This is a genomic window from Salinimonas chungwhensis DSM 16280 (genome assembly GCF_000378185.1).
GTDB classification, from domain to species: domain Bacteria; phylum Pseudomonadota; class Gammaproteobacteria; order Enterobacterales; family Alteromonadaceae; genus Alteromonas; species Alteromonas chungwhensis.
The window spans coordinates 37389-61592 of sequence record NZ_KB899387.1; the positions used below are offsets into that span (position 1 = coordinate 37389).

13 protein-coding genes are annotated in these 24204 nt (G+C 50.1%); all 13 read right to left on the reverse strand.

Features of this window, described 5'->3' with window-relative positions; translation table 11 throughout:
* Window positions 1-47 precede the first annotated feature (47 nt).
* The 13 genes from F458_RS0115155 to F458_RS0115220 all read right to left on the reverse strand — a co-directional run bounded on the left by F458_RS0115155 (window position 48) and on the right by F458_RS0115220 (window position 24145).
* Window positions 48-827, reverse strand: coding sequence for an MBL fold metallo-hydrolase (locus F458_RS0115155; RefSeq protein ID WP_018984283.1), 780 nt, complete (start codon window positions 825-827; stop codon window positions 48-50).
* Between the two features lie 83 nt (window positions 828-910).
* The gene (locus tag F458_RS0115160; RefSeq protein WP_018984284.1) at window positions 911-2995 is read right to left on the reverse strand and encodes a TonB-dependent receptor; all 2085 of its coding nucleotides are present in this window, start codon (window positions 2993-2995) and stop codon (window positions 911-913) included.
* Between the two features lie 111 nt (window positions 2996-3106).
* Window positions 3107-6232, reverse strand: coding sequence for an efflux RND transporter permease subunit (locus F458_RS0115165; RefSeq protein WP_018984285.1), 3126 nt, complete (start codon window positions 6230-6232; stop codon window positions 3107-3109).
* 3 nt (window positions 6233-6235) lie between these two features.
* Window positions 6236-7537 carry an efflux RND transporter periplasmic adaptor subunit gene (locus F458_RS0115170; RefSeq protein WP_018984286.1) on the reverse strand — a complete coding sequence of 434 codons (1302 nt, stop codon included), beginning with the start codon at window positions 7535-7537 and terminating at the stop codon, window positions 6236-6238.
* Between the two features lie 236 nt (window positions 7538-7773).
* Entirely contained in the window at window positions 7774-10938 is a 3165-nt protein-coding gene (locus tag F458_RS0115175; protein ID WP_018984287.1) for an endo-1,4-beta-xylanase, read from the reverse strand.
* Window positions 10935-11633 carry a PEP-CTERM sorting domain-containing protein gene (locus F458_RS0115180; RefSeq protein ID WP_018984288.1) on the reverse strand — a complete coding sequence of 233 codons (699 nt, stop codon included), beginning with the start codon at window positions 11631-11633 and terminating at the stop codon, window positions 10935-10937. Before F458_RS0115180 ends, F458_RS0115175 begins: the two co-directional genes overlap by 4 nt.
* A gap of 198 nt (window positions 11634-11831) precedes the next feature.
* Complete coding sequence (locus tag F458_RS0115190) at window positions 11832-12695, reverse strand: DNA ligase (protein ID WP_018984290.1); 864 nt, start codon at window positions 12693-12695, stop codon at window positions 11832-11834.
* A gap of 186 nt (window positions 12696-12881) precedes the next feature.
* Entirely contained in the window at window positions 12882-15353 is a 2472-nt protein-coding gene (locus F458_RS0115195; RefSeq protein ID WP_018984291.1) for a glycoside hydrolase family 9 protein, read from the reverse strand.
* Window positions 15354-15513: 160 nt separating this feature from the next.
* Entirely contained in the window at window positions 15514-16899 is a 1386-nt protein-coding gene (locus tag F458_RS0115200; RefSeq protein WP_026294710.1) for a sugar porter family MFS transporter, read from the reverse strand.
* A 50-nt stretch (window positions 16900-16949) separates the two neighbouring features.
* Window positions 16950-18098 carry a glycoside hydrolase family 43 protein gene (locus F458_RS0115205; RefSeq protein WP_018984293.1) on the reverse strand — a complete coding sequence of 383 codons (1149 nt, stop codon included), beginning with the start codon at window positions 18096-18098 and terminating at the stop codon, window positions 16950-16952.
* Between the two features lie 162 nt (window positions 18099-18260).
* Window positions 18261-21116, reverse strand: coding sequence for a glycosyl hydrolase 115 family protein (locus tag F458_RS0115210; protein WP_018984294.1), 2856 nt, complete (start codon window positions 21114-21116; stop codon window positions 18261-18263).
* Window position 21117: 1 nt separating this feature from the next.
* Window positions 21118-22767 carry a glycoside hydrolase family 43 protein gene (locus tag F458_RS0115215; RefSeq protein ID WP_018984295.1) on the reverse strand — a complete coding sequence of 550 codons (1650 nt, stop codon included), beginning with the start codon at window positions 22765-22767 and terminating at the stop codon, window positions 21118-21120.
* Window positions 22768-22933: 166 nt separating this feature from the next.
* Window positions 22934-24145 carry a XylR family transcriptional regulator gene (locus F458_RS0115220; protein ID WP_018984296.1) on the reverse strand — a complete coding sequence of 404 codons (1212 nt, stop codon included), beginning with the start codon at window positions 24143-24145 and terminating at the stop codon, window positions 22934-22936.
* Between the last annotated feature and the right edge of the window lie 59 nt (window positions 24146-24204).

The following is a 24204-nucleotide window of genomic DNA, read 5'->3' on the forward strand; positions in this document are numbered from 1 at the left end:
AAGTTTCCCTGTAAAAAAGTGGCACTAACTATACAGTATTCGGGCGGTTAGCGTTTACCGCGTTGATCAGTTTTAGATTTATTTATACCGAGTTTCTTCACAATTCGATTTTTTGTAGAGTGCCAGTGATTCTTGGGTTGTGTGGGCGCATGGGCAATGATGTCATCAAAAGGAACATGCTCGCCAGTCAGCGGCTTCACATGGGCACAAAACAAGGTATTCGGCTGTAGCCGAGCAACCCGCTGTAAAGAACGTTTATATTGATTCGGGTGACAAATCGGATACGGCGGGCATAATTGCCCTTTTACTTTAACCAGCAAATCGGCTACGTACATGTTACCTGAAGGTGTATGCAGCAGCGATAAGTCATGATTGGTATGCCCGGGCGTGTAATGCACCTGCCAGTTTTCAAAACCCGGCAGCTGCTGCTCGTCTTTCACCATAATATCCGGCTTAAGAATAGGTGAATACCAGGTCATGCGCTTACGCTTTCCCAGCCGGCCAGCAACCCAATTCATCAGTGCCACATCAATGATATGAGCGGCCCTTCCCTTTATTCCGGTATACCAGCGCGGCGCCTTAGGATGCGCTGCAATACGCGCTCCGCTAAGGCTGCGAAGCTTATGTGCTCCGCCGGCATGGTCGGGGTGCATATGTGTCACCATGATAAGCGTAAGATCGCTTAACGGGCGTTGCAATGACTGGGTAATATACTGAGACACCAGTTTCACATCAGCGCGCGAGCACCCGTCCAGCAACAGAAGCTGATCTGCTTCCTCAACCAGAAAAATATGCTGAATATAGCCGTGCAGTGTATGTATTTGCATATCTTAATTGGGTTGCCAAAACAGTTAGCTACGCTAGCAAAAACCTGCTGGCAACACCACAAAAAACACCTGCTTTCAGCGGTTTAATACTGGTACTGCACGCTCACCATGTAGTTACGCGGCCGTCCGGGAAAATACCGCGGGCCAGAAAACGATGAAAAGTCAGCGCGCTCTGCATAACGCTCATCTGTAACATTATTCACCCGGGCAAAGACGGTAAGTGTATTACTTAACGCCCAACTGCCACGCAGATGTAGCAAGTCGTGTCCCTCGTACTCGTTTAGATTCTCAGGATCAGTATAGTATGCTGCCACATGATGCCACTCCATCTGCAACCGGGCAGCATCTGTTACCTGCCAGCCTAAACGTGTATTTACCAGTGTATCGGGCGCTGTATCAATGTCATTCCCGTTAATATTAACGCCGTTAAGCACTTGATCGTATTCGTAGGTATGATTTGCATAAGAAGCAGCAACAGCAATGTCCCACTGCTGGTTAAACTGATGCATTAGCTCCATTTCAACGCCCTGGTGACGGGTTTCCCCATCACTCACGGTGAAAAAGTCACTATCCCGGAAGATAAAATTGTCTTTATCCATGGTATAGGCCGCCAGCGTAAAACGCGTGCCTGCAACCTGCCCTTTTAAACCAGCTTCAATACTGGTCACCGTTTCTGAATCCAAATCGGCCACTTGCTGTTCACGTTGTAATCGATAAAGCTCTGTCGCCTGGGGTGCACGATAACCACGGGCTATATTGCCATACAGGCTCAGTGCATCATTGATCTGATAACTGATACGCAGTTTAGGTGAGAAATTGGTGTAATCATCACTGGAGCTGGGGGGCCGGGCATAACGGCAGCCGCCCATACCACATTCAGTGCCATCGGCGCGGGTGCGACCAGCGGGCAGATGATTGGTATAATCATATTGCATCGACTCAAAGCGCGCCGCAGCAGTAATCCGCCAGGCATCGCGCTGCCAGGTAAGTGCCGCAAAAGGCGCTATCATGGTGGCATCTACATCGTAGTCGTAGTGAAATCCTTCTGGAATTGTAGCCTGCAAAAATGCCGAGCCCTGGGTAGGACCATCCTGAAACTGACTCAATGTCCCTTCGGTATACTCAGCGTCCAGGCCCGCTTCCAGCTGCCATTGATTATTAAATGCATGCTGATAAAGCGACTGCACGCCAATGCCTTCCTGACTATTTTTTTCCAGCGGCTGGCCCGGTAGAAAGTGCATCAGAAAGTCCATGCTTTGGTCGCGATAATAAGGGGTGATAAGAAGCGAGTCACCGTTGTCCAATGACCATTGAGCTTTACTCCAGATGCGCAGCGCCCGGTTCTTACGAAAGGCTTCCGGATCACCATTTTGTTGAGCAAGGGTTTCGTTTTTGTAACTTTCAAACCCTTCAATATAGCCCGCTGTGTCCTGGTCTAAATTAGTGTAAGTGAGCCCGCTGGTCAGGGTAACATCAGAAAACTCATACCGATGTCGCACATTAACTTTTTCCTGGTGCACACTCTCATTTTCACGATAGCCGCTGTCCCGCGTAATGCTGGCATTGATACCGATACCGCTTTTGCCAAAGTCTTCACCGTGCCTTAGCTTATAGCGGCTGTAGCCATAGGAACCATAATCCACACCCAGCAAACCCGCATCACGGGTTACATCCGGTGTAATGACATTGACTACGCCATGAATAGCGTTCGACCCGTACAACGCTGAGCCCGGGCCTTTTAATACCTCAATACGCTGCGCCATTTCTGTGTGCGCTTCAAACAGTTCGTTGATATTGCAAAAGCCAGCTGCCCTGAGCGGAATATCGTCTTCTGCGGTCAACAGACCACCGCACGCCCCTGCCCCGGTAAATACCTGGGAGCGCAGAGCGGGTAGGTATTCCTGACCATTGCCGCGCTGAACACCCGCCCCGGCGACAAACTTGAGTACTTCTTCGATGTGCATGGGTGACACCAGATTAAGCGTCTGGTTGTCAATCTGACTGATCGCCAAACCATGCTCAGGACTTTCCTGCGCGATACGGCTGCCAGTGGTCACAATCCGTTCAATATTTTCATCTGTGCTTTGTTGCTGAGCAACGGCGGCGGAGCCAGGCAATAGCGCGATCGCAATGGCGTAATAAAGTGATACGGGCAATTTAGCCGGCATATAAACATCAATCCTTAACAATTCAATGGTTCAGCGCCTTTGTAAGACAAAAACGTGGTGTCAGTTTACCTGTAACTTGAAAATAATTTGCCTGCACGCAACGCGTAGATCTCAGGCCTGCTTATTTTCCTGGTTTTTTTTCTCACCTTTTGAAAACACCCGGTATACCCAGACAAAGAAGTACGGGGCGAAAAATACCACGAATAATGTGGTAGCGGTGATACCGCCCAGTACACCTATACTGATAGCATTTTGCGCGCCTGAGCCCGGCCCGGTGGCAAAGGCCAGTGGCATTACGCCGAGAATAAAGGTTAGCGATGTCATCAGGATTGGCCGCAGGCGTTGTTTAGCGGCAGTCAAAGCAGCATCAAACGCGTCCATACCCTCGTTAACATTGTGCTGGGCAAACTCCACAATCAATATGGCGTTTTTAGCCGCCAGGCCGATGGTCATCAAGAGGCCGACCTGAAAATAGACATCATTGGCCTGTCCGGTTAACCAGGTAGCCAGTACCGCCCCTAAAATTCCAAATGGCACGGTAAGCATAATGGCCAGGGGAATGGCCCAGCTTTCATACAGTGCAGCAAGAATCATAAACACTGCAATAACGGTGATACTGTAAAGCAACATGGTTTGACTGCCGCTTTGTTTCTCTTCATAGGACAGGCCGGTCCAGGCAATATCAATTCCCTGAGGAAGCGATTGAGCGATACGGGCCACTTCCTTAAGCGCCTCACCGGAGCTGACCCCGGCAGTGGTTGAACCCTGGATTTCCCTGGAAGAACTGCCATTGAAACGGGTAAGTTTAGGCGGCCCGTAAGTCCACTCTCCGGCAGCAATCTCTTTTAACTGGACCATTCCGCCGGTTTCATTACGCACATACCAGTCGTTAACATTTTCCGGTAGCATGCGGTACTTATCCTCCGCCTGCACATATACCCGTTTAATGCGTCCGTTCTCAATAAAGTCATTCACATAAGTGCCACCTAAAGCAGCACTCAGGGTTTGGTTGATGGTGGAAATGGGCACGCCCAGTGCGCGTGCTTTAATCGTATCGACATCCAGATTGTACTGCGGATTATCCGACAAACCGTTAAAGCGCACGGAGGTAAGTAGCGGGCTCTGGTTTGCTTTACCTAAAAATTGTTCGCTTGCCTGAACCAGGGCTTCATGACCCAAGCCCCCCTGATCAATTAGCTGAAACTCGAATCCGCTGGCATTACCCAGTGCGCTAACCGGCGGTGGAATGAGCGGAACAATCATGGCATCTGACACCGTTGCCAACGCTTCCGCTGCCTTTTCCTGAATTTTGAACACACTTTTGCCTTCGCCCCGTGCTTCCCAGTCTTTCATCTTTATAAAGGCGATACCCACATTCTGCGCTTGCCCGGAAAAGCTAAAGCCCGCGGCCGTGAAAAGTCCTTCAACAGCGCCATCGGCATTATCCAGAAAAAAATCTTCCACCTTTTCTATTTTGTCCCGGGTTTGCTGCAGTGTGGTACTTGGCGGACCGGAAATAAGTGTAAACATGCGTCCCTGATCTTCTTCAGGTAAAAACGAGGTGGGGATGCGCAAAAAGATAAGCACCGTAATAACCAGTGCAATGAAGAAAATGATCGGCAAAATAAAGCGGTTGTTGAGGGACGACTCCAGCGACCGTTCATGCCCGGCGCGAAGTTTATTAAAACCGCGGTTAAATAGTCCGAAGGGCCCGCTGGTTTTTTCTACCTTGCCCTGCTCCAAAAACAGGCCGCATAAAGTAGGCGACAGCGTCAAAGCCACAAAGAGTGACAAACCCATCGCTGCTGAAATGGTAATGGCAAACTGCCGGTATATAACACCAACGGACCCGTCAAACAGCGCCATAGGCAAAAATACGGCCCATATCACCACTGTGGTACCCAGCAATGCCGATGATATTTCCTTCATGGCTTTACGGGCGGCGTCTTTCGGGCTCAGCGAGTCATCTTCTTCAAGTTTACGCTCAGCATTTTCGGTCACCACGATGGCGTCATCCACCAGCATCCCGATGGCCAACACCAATGCAAACAATGTCAGCACATTGACTGAGTAATCCAGCACAGCTAAGAAAATGAACGTACCTAGCAACACAATAGGTATTGCAATGGCCGGAATGAGGGTTGCTCTGAAGGTTTGGAGAAAGATGTAAATGACCAGGATAACCAGAACAACGGCAATGGCGAGTGTCTCTACTACATTAAATATAGAGGCTTCGATAAATGGCGAGATATCTACCGGATATTGCACATCCAGGTCGTCAGGGATAATGCTGTCGAAGTCTTTAACCCGGGCCTTCACATTTTTAATTGTTTCTAAAGCATTGGCCGAAGGCGCCAGCTCAATGGCAATCCCTGAAGCGGGTTTGCGGTTCCAGCGTCCAATTACCCGGTAACTTTCTGCGCCGATTTCAATGTTAGCCACATCCCCCAACGCCACATGGGAGCCATCAGAGTTCACCGATAGCAAAATTTGCGCAAACTCTTCGGGAGTGGACAACAGCGTTTGCGCGGTTATGGTCGCATTGAGCTGCTGGCCTTCCACAGAAGGCGCGCCGCCAATCTCACCGGAAGCCAGCTGAACATTTTGCTCTTCAATGGCACTGATTACATCCAGCGTGGTGATATTAAAGTTGTTCATGGCATGGGGATCCAGCCAGATACGCATAGCATGCTCAGGGCCAAAGGTCTGAATTTGACCCACACCGCTGACCCGGCTCAGCGGCTCTTCCAGATTAGCAACCAGAAAATCTGAAATATCATTACGACTCATGTTCCCGCTTTTTGAGAAAAACGCCACGATTAACGCATAACTGTTGCCGGCTTTTTCTACTGACACCCCAAGCTGCTGAACCACCGGAGGCAAAGATGACTGCGCCTGCGAGACTTTGTTCTGAGTTTGAACCTGGGCAATATCGGGGTCGGTGCCCGGCTCGAATGTTAATGTTATAGAAGCGGTGCCGGCAGACGAACTTTGTGACTGGATATAGCGCAGGTTGTCGATACCAGTAAGGTTTTTCTCAATAACCTGCGTGACAGTATTTTCCAGTGTCTGGGCCGACGCGCCCGGATAATTGGCTGAAATTGACACCTTAGGTGGTGCAATATTCGGGTATTGTTCCAGCGGCAGGCTAAGTACTGAAAAGATACCCGCGCCAATAATCAGCAGGGCAACAACAATCGTAAATATTGGTCGGGCGATAAAGAACTTTGAAAACATGAATTAACGCTCGCCGGTAGAGTGTGACGATGATGCCGCGTTACCGGCTGTTGCGCTGTCATCTTGCCTTGAGGAGCCTCCGGCAGATGATTTCTTCTGTTGCGAGATATCTTTTGGTTTTACCGGCGCACCATCCTGTAAGTTCATTGTGCCTTCTACCACCACTTTATCGCCTGCCTGTAGACCGTCTTCAATAACCCATTGATTCTGATAAGCCACACCGGTTTGCACACTTCGCTTGCTGGCTTTATTTCCGCTCGCCACCACCCAAACACTTTTCGCGCCGCCATTTCCAATCTGCACACTTTTCTGCGGTATTACCAATGCCTGGCTCGAGGAAAGATCTTCAATGGAGGCACGCACAAAAAGCCCCGGCAACAACCGGTTATCCGGATTGGGAAACACCGACCGTAAACGAATTGCACCGGTTTGCTCATCGACAGCTAAATCCGTAGCGTCCAGTTTACCTTTATGGGGATAGGGCTCCCCGGATTCGGTAAAAAACAGGCTGACTTCAAATTTCACATCATCGCGCTTCTGAATTCTGGATTCTATCAGACGGGCTTTCAGTTTTTGTGCATCCCCCACCGATTGCGATAAGTCCACATAGACCGGATCAAGTTGGCGGATAATCGCCAGAGGCTCTTGCTGTTGCTGTGTAACCAGCGCTCCTTTGGTTACGCTGGACGGGCCGATGAAACCACTGATAGGTGCATAAACGTTCGTATACGCCAGATTAATTCTGGCATTTTTTACTTCAGCTTCAGCCTGGCTGACAGAGGCCCGGGCCTGTCTGAGCCGGGTTTTGGCGTCATCAAATTCCTGTTCACTGAGAACTTGCTTTTGCGCCAGTCCATCAAACCGGTTCACCACCGCCTGCGCATTAGCAACTGCCGCCTGAGCACTCTCCAGATTTGCCTGTGCCATGTCTAAATCAGCCTGATACCGTTCCGGATCAATCTGATAAAGCTGGTCGCCTTCCTCGACAAGAGAGCCTTCCTCGAAAAGACGCTCCTGAATAATCCCGCTGACCTGTGGACGTATCTGTGCTACCCGGTAAGAGACAACACGCCCAGGCAGCTTCTCGGTGTAGCCGATTTTTTGCGGAGAAACCGTAATGTATCCCACCGGAATTGCCTGTTGCGCTTCCCCCTGGGAACCACCGGGGCCCTGAGCCTGGCCATTGCCTGATTTTTCTTCGCTACAGGCGCTAAGTACAGTAATCACTAAAACACCTAGCGCAGCGACAAGACCTCGGGAAATTTTGCCGTGAAAAAATAAAGTTTGCATAAGAAAACGCGTCATTTTTAATGCCTGTTTAGCCAGACTTGGCAGGTACCAATTAGAGCAATCGATACACATATGGATTTATATTACTAATCAGCTAGTTACTACGCTGGCGGTAAATCAGGCGATCACCACAAATCCCATGACATTTTTGTTAGGTAAGAAGTTATTTTTTGCGCAGACAAAAAATGCCTGGGGGCAAACCATTTGCCACCCAGGCGTTACTTTTTATTTAAACCCGAACCACTTGCGCGTTACGGAAAGTCCACATCAATGCGCTCCAGCAGGATCTGATTACTTTCATCAGATTCAAAGGCGCCATTTATCTGTAAGGCAATACGCTCTATATTAGCTATTGACCCGGCATCATCGCTGTCAGGGTAAAAAGTAAATACAGCGCTCCCCGATGACAACGGCTCTACCGTACCGTAAATTCGGACATAGTCTGGCGCGCCAGTCTGCACATACCCCTGAACGCTGAGCTCCGTCGCCCCCGGCGTACCATTTACCCGCAACGTGTAAGTAATGGCCGCATCGGTATAGTCGCGACTTCCTACCTGCAAAATATAGTTGTGGGTCTCACTGGTACCGTTTGGCTGCAAACTTACCGCCTGCTGGTTAGCCTGGTAAGTTACGGTGGCATCAGTACCGAATTCACCCTGCATACCTTCATCACCATCGGCAAAATCATAAACAACTGTTTCTGCTGAAGGAATGACCGTTGGAATCTCCAGTCTCACATGGGTCATTGCCACACTTTGAGTATTACCGTTAGATAATGGCCCGTTAAGCTGCACGCCAAGACGCTCGACAATGGTCAGGTCACCGGCAGCATTATCCTCTGGTGCAAAGGAGATAATATTTTCTCCGGCCTGTACCGCGACCGCATCAGCATAGATTCTGGCATACGAAGGTGCTCCCGTTTGCACAAACGGTTGAATTGTCAGTCCGCCCTCAGCTTGCTCCTGGGTTACATTAAACGTGTAAGTTAATGATGCCCCCGTCAAATCAGACAGACTCACCTCTTCAATAAAGACCTGCTCGTTGCTGGCCTGCCAGTCCGGTTCCAGTAACGCTGCCGGTGTAGCATTGTCATAACTTACTGACGCGGATGTGCCATAATCGCCACGCCATCCCTGTACGCCTTCAGCAAAATTGTACTCTATGACAGTGGGTGGAAGATTATCGCCGGGCACCACAATCTGGACCTGACGGGCAAAGCTGGTGTACTCGCCTTCCTGAACCTGGACATACAGATTATAGATTCCCGGTACCAGGTTGTCGGCGACCGTCAGTTGCCCGGTACTTTCATCCAATGCAAAGCGTCCATCCTCATTGCCGCCTAATACTGACCACACCACATCGCTTTGTGCTGTGTGTGCATTACCTGATGCATCAAATGAGGTGAAGTCCGCTAGTTCCGTCCCCACTTCTGTCGTTTCATCAATGGTAATTGTGCCAGGCTGATTGAACTGAGGAGCAACTTCACGCACGTAACCTTTAAGCCATTTCAATGCCGGCTTTTCAGCACCGTTGTCATACGCCAGTATTGCGCCCTGTGCTTCACGCCAGTGACCGGGTAAGTAGCCCCACACAGTAATGCCTTCAATGGCAGGATGATTCCAGTACATGGGAAACAGCCGTTGAAACTCAAGTAACTGCGTTAGCTCATCGGGCCCGTCAATATCCAGCTCGGTCATGTAAATATCCAACCCGGTTTGCTGGTCAATACGATCAACATTGTTGCGCTGGGTTTCCAGCGGTCCGGTGGTCGAAAATGCATGCCCCTGAAAGCCCACAGCGTCAATGAGATTACGTGATTGCAGCAGGTTGGCTAAATCAATGACCTTTTGCGTGCGATCATTAGAGTTCACCACACTGTACTCATTGAACATTAGCTGAGTCGAAGACGGAAAGATGTCTCTGGCCATTTGAAACGCATTAACAATCCAGTCGTAAGATGAGGCTTTTTGAGCGGCATCTGCTGGACTATCACCCTGGTCTATGAAATAGGCTTCCACCTGCGCGGTTGTATCAGGGTTAAAGAGCCGCAAACCATCGACATAGTCTGGTCTGTCATTCTCGCCATCTGGCGGTGCGTTATCAAACTCATTGACCACTTCAATAAAGTCAATGTCCGGGTAACGTTGGTTAACCAGTTCAAACCATTCGCGAATCTCAGCTAACTGCGCTTCTGGTGGTAACGCGCTTATCCATTCCGGCTGCTGACTGCCCCATACCAACACATGGTGCTTGTAAATAAAGCCGTTCTCTTTAGCAACCTGATACGCCTCATCAAGTCCGGCCCAGTTATATTCATCCCGAACCGCTTCCACGGAGCCCCACTTGCCTGCGTTTTCGGGCGTTACCTGATTCCAGTACGCTTCAAAATTGGGTCGTTGCGCACCGCAGCAGACCCCACCCAGAAATTTTGATTTACCTTGTGCAAGTGGTGGTCCTTCCGGTACATAAGCGTCAGGTGGCGGAAGCCTTTCACCTGGCTGCCCATTTTCAAGCTGTTCAACGGTGTAGGTTACCCCTTCTGGGGCAAACACAAATTTATCAATATCCAAGCCATCCTCACGGCCCGCGTAGCGGAAAATAGCAGTGGTGTTATCATTTTCCACGCTATACTCTCCATCAGGGATTTTCACCCATCGGAACGCCCCGGGCGTATCGTCACCGCCGGTATCCACTATGGCGCCGGGTGTGTATCCATCTTCACCGGGCGCAGCGTACCCCAGAATGCTGTTAACCAGCACCCAGCCCTGGTTATTCCCCAGACCCTGGGCAATATAAAAGCTGTCGTCATTGGCTCCTTCCGGACCAATGCGGACCCTGGCATAAAGGGTATAGTCACCGGCCGATTCAAAACTCACAGCAAGTTCGCCAACCCGGTTGTCAGTGGCCGGTTCATCAACGCCATTAACACTGGCGGTAACAAACTGCGGCGGCCCTGCTTCTACGCGCATATCCGCGCCTAAAAAGTTAAGTAGTGCGCTCTGCCCGCCTTCTGCCTGTGCATAAACGCCTACATCCGGGTTGTTTTGCTCAAGAATGGGGGTGTAAGTCAGTCGCTTGCGTTGCAGTTCAAACTGTAAGTTTACCGCCAATGATTCCCCCGGATTGAGGATTTCAGCGTCGATCATTACATAGGGTATGCCAGAATCGGTATACCCATCAGCCTCCACCAACGGGATGGAATTGTCGGTGATCAGGATCCTAAGCGGTCCGGCCAGGGCTTCATCCGCCCCATTAAATACGGTTACCACAGAGTTGTAGACCCGGTTTACCCGATCAAAAGAGGCCCGAGCCGAGGCTAATTCCAGCGAGCTGTCCGCCTGAATCCAGGCAGCATGCGCCATGCCACTGCAACCAATTAGTGCAGAAAGAAGTGTGGTTTTAAACAAATTGTTCATAACGCACTCCGTTTACCCGCTCGGTTACGTGACCCCGCGGCTATGCCAGCTAATCCTAACCCGAATAAGGCAAATGTCAGGGGTTCACTGACCGATGCCATATTAACCGGATTGATTGCAACGTTATCAATTTGCAGGAAGGATGCGCCAAAGTCGGTCATGTCCGTTGCATCTGCGCCGAGCAGCAGCTGAAACTCAAGCGTAAGGATGTCCCAGGAAGCGAGCATATCATCCAGCATGACTTCAACGTTGTAGCTTTGGGCACCATCAATGTCCGCTTCAAGCAGGCTACCCAGTGTGCCATTTGCGTTATAGTAGGCCCCACTGCCATCACCGAGCCCCACTACAAAGTAATCAGCGACGAAGCCCTGGTCCTGGCTGGTCAGTTCTGAGTTAACATTAAGATCAAAACTCAGCGAATACTGCGTGTCAGCCATCAGGCCCACCCCCTGAAAAAGGGTATTGGCAAAAAATGCCTGTGTCTCCGGGCCATCAACGGTTAGCTGAGCAGCACAGTCAGGGGCGCCGACCTGCTGAAAATCATTACCGGCAGCAAGTTCGCCGACGCCATCGGTATCTTTCTGCCAACCGGCGAAGCTGCAATCAGAAAAGTCCCCGTTAGTGACAAGGTTGGCCTGTGCCTGGTGGGCCGAGGTGAGCGCCAGAAGCAGGCAAGCTAAAGTAGATTTTTTCATTCATTTCTCTCTGGTTAATTATTTTAGGAATAAATAATCTCACCTGTACTGCTGTAAAATTAATCAGGCATATCTATTTCTACCAACCAGATTTAACCTGTCACATGTATTTTTTTTACATCTGCATAACGTTTTTCATTTATATTTATAATAATTTTGCCAGTATTTCGACGCGGGGGCTGCGTAATCATCAGCGCATTAATTTTTAATATCTCTGTCGGGTCGCGCGCGCATGAAGCTGGCGAAACGCGGCAGGCCGCGCTGCGTAAAGCCGTAGTATTTAAATGTTACCCAACTGCCCACCGGAGGTGGTGTAAGGCGTTGTTGGTCTGTGAATCCGGTGCCCAGTTTAAACTGTTTGCCATTACGTAGCTCAACCAGCATCGACCCCATCATTCCGGCAAATTTCCCATGGCCTGGTAAATGCGCTATGACCCTGGCCTCATCATCCTCATGACGTTTTGCTTTGAGTAAATTTGTACTGCGGCCATCTTCATACAATGCGTGTTGATGGTGTAACATTACCCCCTCCCCGCCGGCAGCGGTTACCGCATCAATTTTATGTTCAAGCGCATCCTTGCAGCAAAGTCTGAACTGGCGTATCAGGACCAGGGTTGGATTATCGGTCAGGGAGATAAGTTGCTGTAATTGCGCTAGCCGTTCGCGAAATGGCACGTTTGTCACAGGCGTATCGAAGACCATCATTTTAATCTCCTGCCACCGCGCATCCGGCGTATGAGAAAGAACGATAGATGCGATACGCTCAAAGTCACCGGGCCTGGTCCATAATTCGCCATCCAGAGGTTGAGAGGGCCAGCCCCGGGTGAACCACGCTGGCGCGTGAATTTTATTTCCGTTGCGGGTGATAAGCTGGGAACCGGTCCAGCGCGCACGGATGCCGTCTAATTTTTCGCTGATGTAATACTCGTTCACCGCTATCTCTGGGCTGTACTTATCCGCCAGTTGTAATGGCCCGGTATCAATGGTGCTACCTGGTGTTGCATTTACCGTTTTGGGTAGTAAGACCAGCACTATAAAAATAACAATCCACAACGACCTCATAATTTCGCCCTTATTATCACCATAGCACCAGTGTAGGTGGTACCGGGCAAGAGTAAACTGGACCAGAGGCTGGCCGCGGATCAGGTCGTAAGAAGGTAATGCTCACGTCTTTGGGGTAAGGCAGAAGGTACGTGGATAGCAGCACTTAGCGCCGCATTGAATGCGGCGCTGTGGTTTTACTGTCTGTTACCTGCCAGCGGCTTTCAGTGCTGCGTTAACGGCAAATATGTACGCACCGCCGACATTGATAACATATTCGTTTTCACCCCACAGGAAGGGCCAGTTTTCCTTATTTTCCGGAAGATCAGGTTTTAATATAAGTACCCCGGGCACAATAGCGCCGCTGATAAAAGAATAATCTGCGCGGTTCATACCATAGGCAACCTTCTTCGACACTGTACCCACATTTGACACAAACGAGATATCAGAATCCGGGTGGGTACCGTATAAATAATTAAGTGAGCGGAAAATCAGATCTGTACTGAATAACTCAGGAAACGCCTGATTTAAGTAATACTGAGTAACCGCCATTTCCAGAATTGTACCGTTCCCCGCCCAGCCGTACTCAGTTATTACCACGCCGAAGGGGTTGCGCGTGGTGGCTTTTTCCAGCGTCGGCTGATACTTTTGGGCAGCCTTACGCATACGGTCTTTGTAAGCCTTGTCCATCAGTGGCATTGCCCGTATCGCCAGCACTGCATTTCGGCCAAAATCCGACTCGATGTAGGACACCAGCTCATTAACTGCATCCCGATATTGCTTCTCACCCGTGGTGATCAGCAGCTCCACCGCCGCTTTTAGCTTTTCTTCTTGTAGTCCGCCACCGGTAGTATTACCCACCTGAAACATGTCCGGCTGTTTTTTATCTGCCTCTTGAGCCCACGCCCTGATAGCAGTTTCGCGGCTTTTTCTGGCCAATTCTGGCTTATAGTCTTGCAGTGCTCTGCTTGCTGCGGCCAGTGCGGCCATTGAACCATAGTTCAGTGGTGTGGATTTAGAGGTAAACGCCCAGCGGTCGTCAAAAACACCACTTTGCCTGCCGTCTGACTCGGTTTCTTTCATATCTGCGTTATAGATAAGATTATCCGTCATGGTCAGACCATCACCTAAATGCGTGTACTGACTAATATCCGGCACGATAATCCCCGGGATGGCATGTCCCACCGCGTCATACTGAGCTAACAACGCTAACGTGCCATGTTCAATTTGTTGCAGAATATCCGGCTTACCATCGGGTACGTGAATGTCCACAAATTTTCGGTCATAGTCCACCAGCGTGGTATCACGCTTAAGATCGAATTCTTCCCATGCCTGAACCAGGCTTCTAACGGTGCGGTACTGGGTTTGAGTGCGAATATCGTAATCGCCGGCATCGTACCAGCCACCCACGTTTAGCCCAGGGATATGTTCACCGGGTTCATATCCTGTATCCGTCGTCGGGCCCTGCGCATACAAATCAAAATGCTCATGGTTAACCGGTGCCTGCAACGCATCATCAAGGTGGGATGCGCCGTGCCATACCCGATACGCCTCGTTTACCAGAACATGGTCCATCTGCACCGGAAAATAATGGTCAAGAGTAGGATGCCATGCCTTGTCTAACACATCCGATGCAATAGCAAACGCCGCCGTGGTGGTATCTCCGTAGCGAAGCTGATAGACGCCGGGCGACGTGATGTCGCTAAAATCGAAGCTGGCGTACTGATACCGGGTATATGTACCTTCGTCTTTAGGAACCTGCTGCTTCACCACAGACGTTGAACCGTCGGCATTAACCTTTAACAGGGCAGCCTCGCCTTGACGGCTGGCGTTGGCGTCCAGCTCAATAATGGCGCGTTTAGTTTGTCCGGGCAAATACCCAACCTGGGAATGGCCAATGACCGGGGGACGTAGCCAGCTTTCATCGGTACTGGCCGTAAGCTCCCACGTTAAAATATCGCCGGTTTTATCTGCCGGTAACATCGCCCGGACCACAAACCAGCCATTTTGCGCTTTTGCCCGGCCATCATAGAGCGCCAGCTCGGCATTTTCTGACACGATGGAAACGCGCTTTTGCGCGGTTTCAGGGGCCAGTACCAGATGGTTTCCCCTGGCCAGCGGGACCGGTTCATGCTCGCCGATTATTTCTTTTACGCCGGTGGGGTAAATAGGAAAAGCACCAGGGCGGCCATCTGCTAAGAACGCGGTTTCCATATAGGTAGCCGGTAAGAACTCCATGTTAAAACCGGCTTTTCCTGTTAGTGCGTCAGGGAGCGGCTGGTCGGTGGATAATGTAATTTCCACCCCATTTTCAATGGGCCGGGCACTTATGGTGTAGGTAAAGTCGAACTCGGGATACGCCAGGGTTGCACTGACTGTCTGGTTTTTCTGGTCAACGTTGCGTTCCACAAAGGTAGGTATCGGATCCCATTGCTCGGGCGTTGCGCTTAACCGTACATCACCGTTGGTTGCCGTGCGTTCACCAAAATGAATAAGTTCCACCCCGCTTATCTTGGAGTCGCCAAACATACCGTTATACCAGTTGCTAAACACCACCACATTTAACCCTGGCTGCTCAAAATAAGCGCTGTCGTTGAGCGCTGGTGCCTTCGCTGTTACGCCTGCCGATGCAGTAAGCAGTGCGCCTGCTACAGCGCTTTGAATTAAAGACTTTATCACGTCACACTCCCATTCAATTGTTAACAGGAGGTTACCAAGTCAGTCTGCAGATAAAATTACGATATTGACTTTCAGTATTGTAGTTTCTGCCAGAGACATAAAAAAAGAGGCGTTGCGCCTCTTTTTTAAACCACGTTGTGTCAGATAGCCCACCGCACGGTTAGCCTTCCATATCTTCCAGCTCGCGGCCTTTGGTTTCTTTCACTAACGCGGTAACAAAGAACACCGAGAGTAATGCACAGATAGCGTATAGCCCGTACGCGCCGGCCAGTCCAACGCCTGCCAGAAGGATAGGGAATGACCAGGTGATTACAAAATTGGTGCTCCACTGAACCAGCCCGCTAACCGCCAGGCCTGAGCCGCGTATTTGATTGGGGAACATCTCCCCAAGCATTACCCACATCACCGGGCCCCAGGACATATTGAAGAAAAACACATAGGCATTGGCGGAAATCAGGGCCATGGTGCCGTATTCACCGAGAATAAGCCGGCCGGTTGGGTCCTGATCGGCATTCAAAAATGCATAAACCATCAGGCTCAGGGTTATCGTCATACCTATAGAGCCCCACTTAAGCAGTGGTTTACGGCCTATTTTATCAATAACCATAACGGTAATAACACACGCAGCGATACTGATTGCACCACTGATAATATTAATAAGCAGAGAATCCGACTCAGAAAAGCCTACTGCCTGCCATAACACCGCGCCATAATAGAAGACCACGTTAATGCCTACCAGTTGCTGAAAAGCAGCCAGACCGATACCTACCCAGACAATAGGGCGAATTTTACTGGTCCCTTTTTGCATCAGGTCGGAAAACCGCGGAACATGATCGCCGGCCAGAGAGCCCTCAATATCTGCAATTTTTCGTTTTGCAGCAACGTCACCGTACAGTCGTGTTAGCACAACCCGGGCTTTGTCGGTGCGCTTTTTGACCATTAAAAAGCGGGGGCTTTCGGGGATGAAAAACAGCATAAGGAAAAATAGCGATGCAGGAATCAGCTCCATCCAGAACATCCAGCGCCATGCTTCAAACCCCATCCATAACTCACTGGTAGAGCCCGCAGCAGCATCAGCGAGTAAGTAATTACTTACAAATGCAGCAAATAATCCACTAATAATGGCAATTTGCTGAATCGTGGTGAGCATACCTCTGAACCGCGCTGGTGCCACTTCAGAAATGTAGGCTGGCGCCATGACAGATGCGCCACCCACGGCCAGCCCACCAAGAATCCGATACAGCACAAACTCGCCGGAGTCAGCGGAAACACCTGACCCCCAGGCACTGATAATAAAGAACACCGCAGCGGTCATCAGCAAGGCACGACGGCCAAATTTATCGGCCATCCGTCCGGCAAAAAATGCACCGACCGCACAACCCAGCAACATACTGGAAACATTAAAGCCTGTTCCCACGCTTTCAGAGTTAAACGCCTGCTGCAGCCCGTCAACCGTGCCGTTAATCACACCGCTGTCAAAACCAAACAGAAAGCCACCAATGGTGGCAACAATACTGATAAAGATAATAAAAGCGGTGTTGTTCATTGCATCATCGGCAGACGCGCTGGTCTGCCCGTTCATGGTGTCTTCCATACTTACTCGGCCTTTTTATACGGGTCGATGGTCACAATGCTGCCATCCGGGCGATGTGTCAATTCTGTCATCTTAACACTTCTCAACCAGGTTTTGCCGCCGGATAGTGAGCTGTCATGGTAGAAGAGGTACCATTTACCTTTGTATTTGGCAATAGAATGATGGTTGGTCCAGCCTTCTACCGGGTTCAGAATTACCCCTTGATAAGTAAACGGGCCATACGGATTATCTCCGGTTGCATAAACAATTTTATGGGTATCACCGGTTGAGTAAGAGAAGTAGTATTTTCCGTCAAACTTGTGGACCCAGGCTGCTTCGAAGAAGCGGCGGTCATTGTCGCCGGTGGTAATTAGCTCACCATTTTCGTCCAGTATTTCGATTTCCTGTATAGGCTCGGCAAATGACAGCATATCGTCATTTAATTTTGCAATGCGCGGTTTTACTGCAGGTGCATCGTCAGCCGGGTATTCGTCTTCAGGATTATATTCTTCACCCTCATAGCGTTGTAGCTGGCCGCCCCAGATACCGCCAAAGTACATATAATATTCGCCATCATCGTCTTTAAACACGGCCGGATCGATGCTGTAGCTATTGGCCATCGGTTCTGGTTGAGGTTCAAAGGGGCCTGCCGGATTGTCGCTGGTTGCCACGCCGATACGAAATACGTCCTGCTTGTCCTTTAACGGAAAGTACAAATAGTACGTACCGTCTTTTTCCGCCGCATCAGGCGCCCAAAGCTGGCGACCTGCCCAGGCAATATCGTCTACAGAGAGCGCTTTACCGTGGTCGGTAACTTCGCCACCCACTTCATCCATGGAAAGAATATGGTAGTCGCGCATATCAAAATGATCGCCGTTGTCATTTTGCGGAATGCCGGACTCCACATCATGTGAAGGATAAATATAAAGTTTACCCTCAAAAACATGGGCTGATGGATCAGCCGTATAAATATGCGTAACCAGCGGCTCTGAATACCCTGCGGCGTTATCTGCATCACTGGCCATTTGATTATCCTGGCTGGCAGACTGCTGCATATCAGAAGATGTCTGGGTGTCGCCGGTTTCGTTTTCATTGGTGGGCTGACAGGCACACAGAAGTAACGCTGAAATGGTTAATGAAAGTGTTTTTGCACGAAAAGGTCCTAATGCCACAACTTTCTCCTTATCTTATTGTAATCATTCATTGAAAAGCATTTTGCAGCGAACTGTGCAACTGAGCAATGTTAAACCTTTGCAAAACAAGATAACGCCATTGCGGTATGCAATTACATAAAATTTACAAGTCTGCGTTATCGAGTTTAGCCTTTTTGCCTTTTATAGCCCTGTTTTCTGGCGCTCAATGTACGGCGATTCAGGCGGCCCTAAATAGCTATCCTTCAGACCGCCGGTATCAATAACAATCTTTTGCAGTACTACGCCGGTATCCTGCGGATAAAAAGTCAGCTGATGTGCCCCGGGCTTGTCGATGGTTATCGTGGTAGTCAGTGTGCGAACATTGTTCAACACTTCTAAGGCCCAGTTCTGTTTTTTTGCGGCCCCTTCTATACGTGTGGGGGCGGCATTATCCAGCTGCATCCAGAACGCCAGTTTATGGTCTGGAAAAATCGACTGGGTCGGTGAAATATCAATGTTCACATCAAAAGAACCTGTGGAAAAAAAGTAAAGCGGAAAGGTCAGCGCAGGCCGCTGTTCAATCGATTCAGGGAGCGTTGCATTTGCCCCGATAAAGCTTCGCACTGCGCTTCCTGTGCGACCATGCAGTGTGAGGGTTTCCCATTCAACCGAGGGTGTATTATTACGCACCGACCCGCTAACAGCATTCAGCGCGATGACACCGTCGCTTTCCACATAACCGTAAGGACTGGCTTTGGTCTGCGCTGCCTGTACGGCTATCTGTGCGCCCCCCCACCCCGTTCCTGTCACGGTAATGCTGGCTTGATGATTACCGGCGGGTAATTTCGACCAGTCTATACTGACCCGCACTGTCTGTGTGGTTTTCACTGTCCCTTTTGTTTGCGACAGTGTGATCCAGTCTGCGGAGGTTTCTGCCTTAAAGCTAAAGGCTTTGGCCTGACGATTAAAAATAACAATGTCACGGTTTTGGACGCCGTAGGGAGTAAAAGTATTCAAACTCAGTGATGCATCGGCAAACTCACTGGCGGGCCAGTAAATCGCCTGATTTTCTGTGGTTACGCCCATATCAGCCACGGCCGGCACCGCCAGCGCTTTATGCCGGGTTACCGGCGGCACATTGGCTGGTGGATTGCGCCAGTGCACATAACCAATATGCGGCTGATCCATCATATGGTTCCAGCGGCCGTCTGCTAGCGTATGATACCGCTCAGCTAAAGCCTGGTCACGTTCAAACCAGGCAGAAACGGCTGCGCCGGAGTCGCTGGTCGTGGCACGATCCTGGCGGGCATCCCGCTGATTCAGCGCCTGCGAATGATTTAGCTCGTAGACTGCCTGTGTGGCCCATAGCGGATAGCCAACTAACTGATAAAACGCAGATTGGTATTCCTGTGGCAGTTGTTTTTCAATACGCTCTGCTGTTGCAGCGGCGTTGGCTAACCGGGCAGAGATTCGTGCCGCTTCATCATAATGATAAATGCTGTATGTGTCCGGCGATACCGCTTCAGGCTTACGCCGGCCATTATGCAGTGTATAGGTATTCAATAAAGTCGCCACATCATCAACGACCGTCGCAGGGAACTGCTGGCCCGCCCATTCAAGGGTAAACTCATCAGCGCTGTCGCCGTTAAAGGCGGTTGGATCCCAGGCCATCGATAAAAAGAAATCAATGGGCAGTTCCATGGGCTTCAAATCGCCAACATTGGTAATCCAGATTTCTCTGGCGCCATACTCCCAGGCCATGCTCATCTGTTCATACACCTTGCCCAGGGGCACCGTGTTAATCCACCGATAGGAGCGCGGCCCGCCCACATAATCAAAGTGATAATACACCCCGGCGCCGCCTTCTCTGGAACGCTCTTCTGGCGTCGGTAAACGGCGAATGTTGCCAAAGTTATCATCAGTCCATAACAAGGTCACATCCTCGGGCACCCGCATGCCGCGCTCGTAAAACCCCTGTACTTCTTTGTAAAGCGCCCACACCTGTGGGATTTCAGTCAATGATTTGTCAAACGTGTCTTTTAAAATGGTGCGCTGATCAGCCACAATTTTTTCTAGCAGTTCAACATTTTGCCCTTCACTCATGGGGGTATCTTCCTGTCCGCGCATACCCAGCGTAAATATGCTTTCCAGATTTTTGTGACGTTGGGCGCCTTGCTGCCAGAATGAATATAAATTGTCAGGATTGGTGGAGTATTCCCATTTGCCTTTACCGTAGCGGTTCCATTCTTTGTCCGCCCGCATCATAGGCTCATGATGGGATGTACTCATGACAATGCCCATTTCATGAGCCAGTACCGCATTGTTCGGGTCATCGTCGGCAAAGGCATTATTCCACATCGCCGGCCACAGAAAGTTAGCTTTCAACCGCAGCAGCAGCTCAAATACATGCTCATAAAAATCTGCGTTGTACCCCCCATATTTTTCATGCACCCAACCGGTTAATGCCGGCGCCTCATCATTTAGGAAAATGCCACGATATTTTACTTTTGGTGCCTCCAGAATCCGGGTGGCGGGTGATAAATACAGTGACGTTTGTTTTTTCACCGGCACATCCGCCCACCAATACCAGGGTGAAACGCCAATAGTTTCACTTAAATCATAGATGCCGTACATTGCCCCCCGATGATTGGCCCCGACAATAACCCAGGCTTCGCCGATATCTGCAAAAGGTGCGTCAATGTGCTTAATCAGATAGCCATCCCAGCGCCCCTGCAAATCACTCACATCCAGCTTACCTTTGGCCACCAACTGATCCACCAGGGCACTCTTCCCCAGCTCACCCACCAGAACCAATGAATCGGCAGGTGAGAGAGCGTGCAGGATATCCGGCTGTTGTCCGGTTACATTAAATAGGTCCTGTGAAAAGGTGTTTACTGCGCGCTTAACCCCGGCACTGGCAGTATGCTCCACCAAAACCGGCGCAGTTCGCGTAGGGCTGGCAAGCTCAAAACCGGTGGTTGCATCATCACTTAAGTAGCCGGCCAGACACAGCGGCGCTACGCCAAGCCACAGAATGCTTAGTACTAACCATTTCATCTTATTGCTCCGTGTGTCTGGCATGCAGACCAATCAGTGCACCGACAAACCCACCAGCGGTTTGTGTGCTGACCAATGTTGCCGCCTGTTCATCACCGACTTGCTGCGTATTGCCTTTATGATCGGTAACAGAAAACCGAAGTGTGTCCTGGTCGCCGGACACTGTCAGCTCAACCCGCTGCCGGGTATCATCTAGGCGCATTTGGGCCACCCTTGTCACCTGCCCGTCTGCCACTTTTTCCAGAAAAACGCTGCGTCCATCAGCTACAATTTCTGTGCCCAGAAAATAATGGTAACGACGGTTTTGAAAGACCACCAGGCCCGCGGCCGTGTTGGCGTCGATGTGGCTGACCTGCGCACTGGCGTTAAAACTCAGGTGCTGTTGTCGTTTTCCTAAAAACGCTGACTGTTCTGCTACCACCAGCGACGGTGTTACCGGAGTCAATGTCAGGGCGCTGTCAGCCTGACTGACCCACTCCCGGTTGAAGTTATTGAGGGCCAGCCATTGCGGGCCTGGTTCCTGCGCTTCAAAATCATCGTGAAAATGACGGCTTTTCTCGGCAAATGTTGGTTTATTTTTCGCCACAGCCTCTGGCAATGGCACATTAACGGGCACAGGTTCACCAGCCGGCAAGATGTGGGGCCAGCCATTGTCCCAGCTAAGGGGCAAAATAAATGTTTCACGCCCGGTATTGTAATGGTTGCCCTGATAAGGGCGGGTAGCCAGAAAGACACTCCACCACTCGCCCTGCGGCGTTTGAATAAAGTCAGCGTGGCCGGTGGATGTCACGTTTGATTCAGGTCGATCACGCTGGGTCAGAATAGGATTATTTTTATAAGGCTCAAAGGGTTCATCCAGATTCCTGGTGCGAAAGACAACCTGAGAATGGTTAACGCTGGTTCCGCCCTCTGCGCACGTAAGATAATACCAGTCATTGATATGGTAAATGTGGGGACCTTCTATCCACACCGGCTCACTCGAAATATCAACCCCACCATTGATTAGCAATTTGCGCGAATCTGGTACCACTTTTAATGTGTCCAGCTCCAACTCCCACAACCACACAGCACGGTGTCCGTCATACAACGGCTCGCCCGGAGGCGCATCGTTATGAGCAATATACGCCCGCCCGTCGTCATCAATAAACAGGTCCGGGTCGATACCACCTACTTCGGGCAGCCACACCGGGTCAGACCAGGGACCGGCCGGATCCTTCGCTGTAATGATAAAATTACCGCCCGCATCCACGGCGGTGGTGATGATATAAAATAGTCCGTCATGGTAGCGAATGGTAGGGGCGAAAATGCCCCGTGAAATACCCAGCCCGTCAAACGTAACCTGGGATGCTTTATGCAATGCGTGGCCGGCCTGCTCCCAGTGCACTAAGTCATTGCTTTTAAATATGGGTAAGCCAGGAGTGTACGCAAAAGACGAATTGACCAGAAAATAGGTATCGTCTTTGCGCGTAATACTGGGGTCAGGATAAAAGCCAGGCAAAATCGGGTTTTGGAATGTCCCCTTTTCCGCGACGGGCGTTGAATCAGCCGCCTTATAATCAAACCACTCAAAGGTAGCTTTTGCCTGAACTTGTGCCACAGGTATGAGAGCCGCCAGTAACACTATCGCCTTGTGAGGTAAAAATCGGGCCATGCTTTATTTTCCTACTTATTTTTTGCAGGTAAATGTACCGGCTTACTGACGATAACTTCAAACAAACCCGATTATGATTACACGCTCTGTTTTTGTTTTTTTTTACATCCTGTTAAACAATCATCAATACACATACTACCAACAGAACAGGGCAATCCGGTAATATCTACTTCGCCGCTCGCACCATATCCAGCTCAATTTCCACCGGCGCAGGCTTAACGGCCTCACGATACTCAATGGGTGTTTTCTGATAGTGCTTTTTAAATACCGCATACATGTACTGCAACGAAGGATAACCACAAATCTTGGCTATCTGAGAGGTGGACTCATCGGTTTCCCGCAACATTTTGCAGGCTTTTTGCAGTTTTTCATTATGTATCTCGGTATGAATACTGTGACCTCGCTCGTCTTTGAAGCGGTTTTCAAGATTTGAGCGCGAGACGCCGACATAGTCGAGTACCTGATCGACCTTAATTCCTCGACAGGCATTCTGCCGGATAAAGTGCATTGCCTGCATCACATTCGGATCTGCAATGGCTTTATAATCAGTGGACTGGCGCTCTGCCACTCTTTCAGGCGGGACCAGGATAGGCCGCTTGGGTCCTTTGTAACCATCGAGAATTTTATGCAGTAATTTTGCTGACTGGTAGCCCATCTCCAGGCACCCCTGCTTGACAGAACTTAAGCTGACGCGGCTGAGGAATCGGGCAATTTCATCATCATCAATGCCAATCACTGACATTCGGTCAGGGATCAGCATACCGATATGATCGCAAACCTGTAAAAGATGCCGGGCCCGGGCATCTGTTACTGCGACAATACCAATCGGCGTGGGCAGGCTGCGCAACCAGTCGGCCAGCCGTTTGATGGTGTACTGCCAGGTTTCAGGCCGGACCGGATGCCCCCGGTAAACATAGCATTCATAGCCTTCTTTGGCGGTGAGGTCTAACATTGCGTTCTCACGCTCTTGGGCCCATCGATGATGTTCATCCACCGGCGCGCCGTAAAACGCAAACCGCTGAATGCCTTTTTGTCTAAGATGCTGAAAGGCGGCATTGACCAGTTCAAAGTTATCCGTAGCCACATAGGGTACATCGGGATAGTCGCCTGGCTCTCGGTAAGAGCCACCTACCCCAACCACGGGCACCTTGGCTTTCTGCAGGGCAACCTGAATTTCAGGGTTGTCATAATCAGCGATAATGCCGTCACCACTCCATTCATCCAGATGATCTAGCCGGGCCATAAAGTCTTCTTCCAGGTACAGATCCCAATCTACTTTGGATGACTGAAGATAACTGCCTATCCCTTCAATAATCTGTCTGTCATATACCTTATTGGCATTAAACAACACGGTTATACTGTGCTTATTGTCAAACATACGTGCCCCGCAAAACTAAATTAAGTAAAAATCATTATGATATTTATCAGGCTCCTTGA

Bases quoted from the DNA above. Each gene is read 5' to 3' on its own strand.
- F458_RS0115155 (WP_018984283.1), bottom strand. From the start codon at position 827: ATGCAAATACATACACTGCACGGCTATATTCAGCATATTTTTCTGGTT.
- F458_RS0115160 (WP_018984284.1), bottom strand. From the start codon at position 2,995: ATGCCGGCTAAATTGCCCGTATCACTTTATTACGCCATTGCGATCGCG.
- F458_RS0115165 (WP_018984285.1), bottom strand. From the start codon at position 6,232: ATGTTTTCAAAGTTCTTTATCGCCCGACCAATATTTACGATTGTTGTT.
- F458_RS0115170 (WP_018984286.1), bottom strand. From the start codon at position 7,537: ATGACGCGTTTTCTTATGCAAACTTTATTTTTTCACGGCAAAATTTCC.
- F458_RS0115175 (WP_018984287.1), bottom strand. From the start codon at position 10,938: ATGAACAATTTGTTTAAAACCACACTTCTTTCTGCACTAATTGGTTGC.
- F458_RS0115180 (WP_018984288.1), bottom strand. From the start codon at position 11,633: ATGAAAAAATCTACTTTAGCTTGCCTGCTTCTGGCGCTCACCTCGGCC.
- F458_RS0115190 (WP_018984290.1), bottom strand. From the start codon at position 12,695: ATGAGGTCGTTGTGGATTGTTATTTTTATAGTGCTGGTCTTACTACCC.
- F458_RS0115200 (WP_026294710.1), bottom strand. From the start codon at position 16,899: ATGAACAACACCGCTTTTATTATCTTTATCAGTATTGTTGCCACCATT.
- F458_RS0115210 (WP_018984294.1), bottom strand. From the start codon at position 21,116: ATGAAATGGTTAGTACTAAGCATTCTGTGGCTTGGCGTAGCGCCGCTG.
- F458_RS0115215 (WP_018984295.1), bottom strand. From the start codon at position 22,767: ATGGCCCGATTTTTACCTCACAAGGCGATAGTGTTACTGGCGGCTCTC.
- F458_RS0115220 (WP_018984296.1), bottom strand. From the start codon at position 24,145: ATGTTTGACAATAAGCACAGTATAACCGTGTTGTTTAATGCCAATAAG.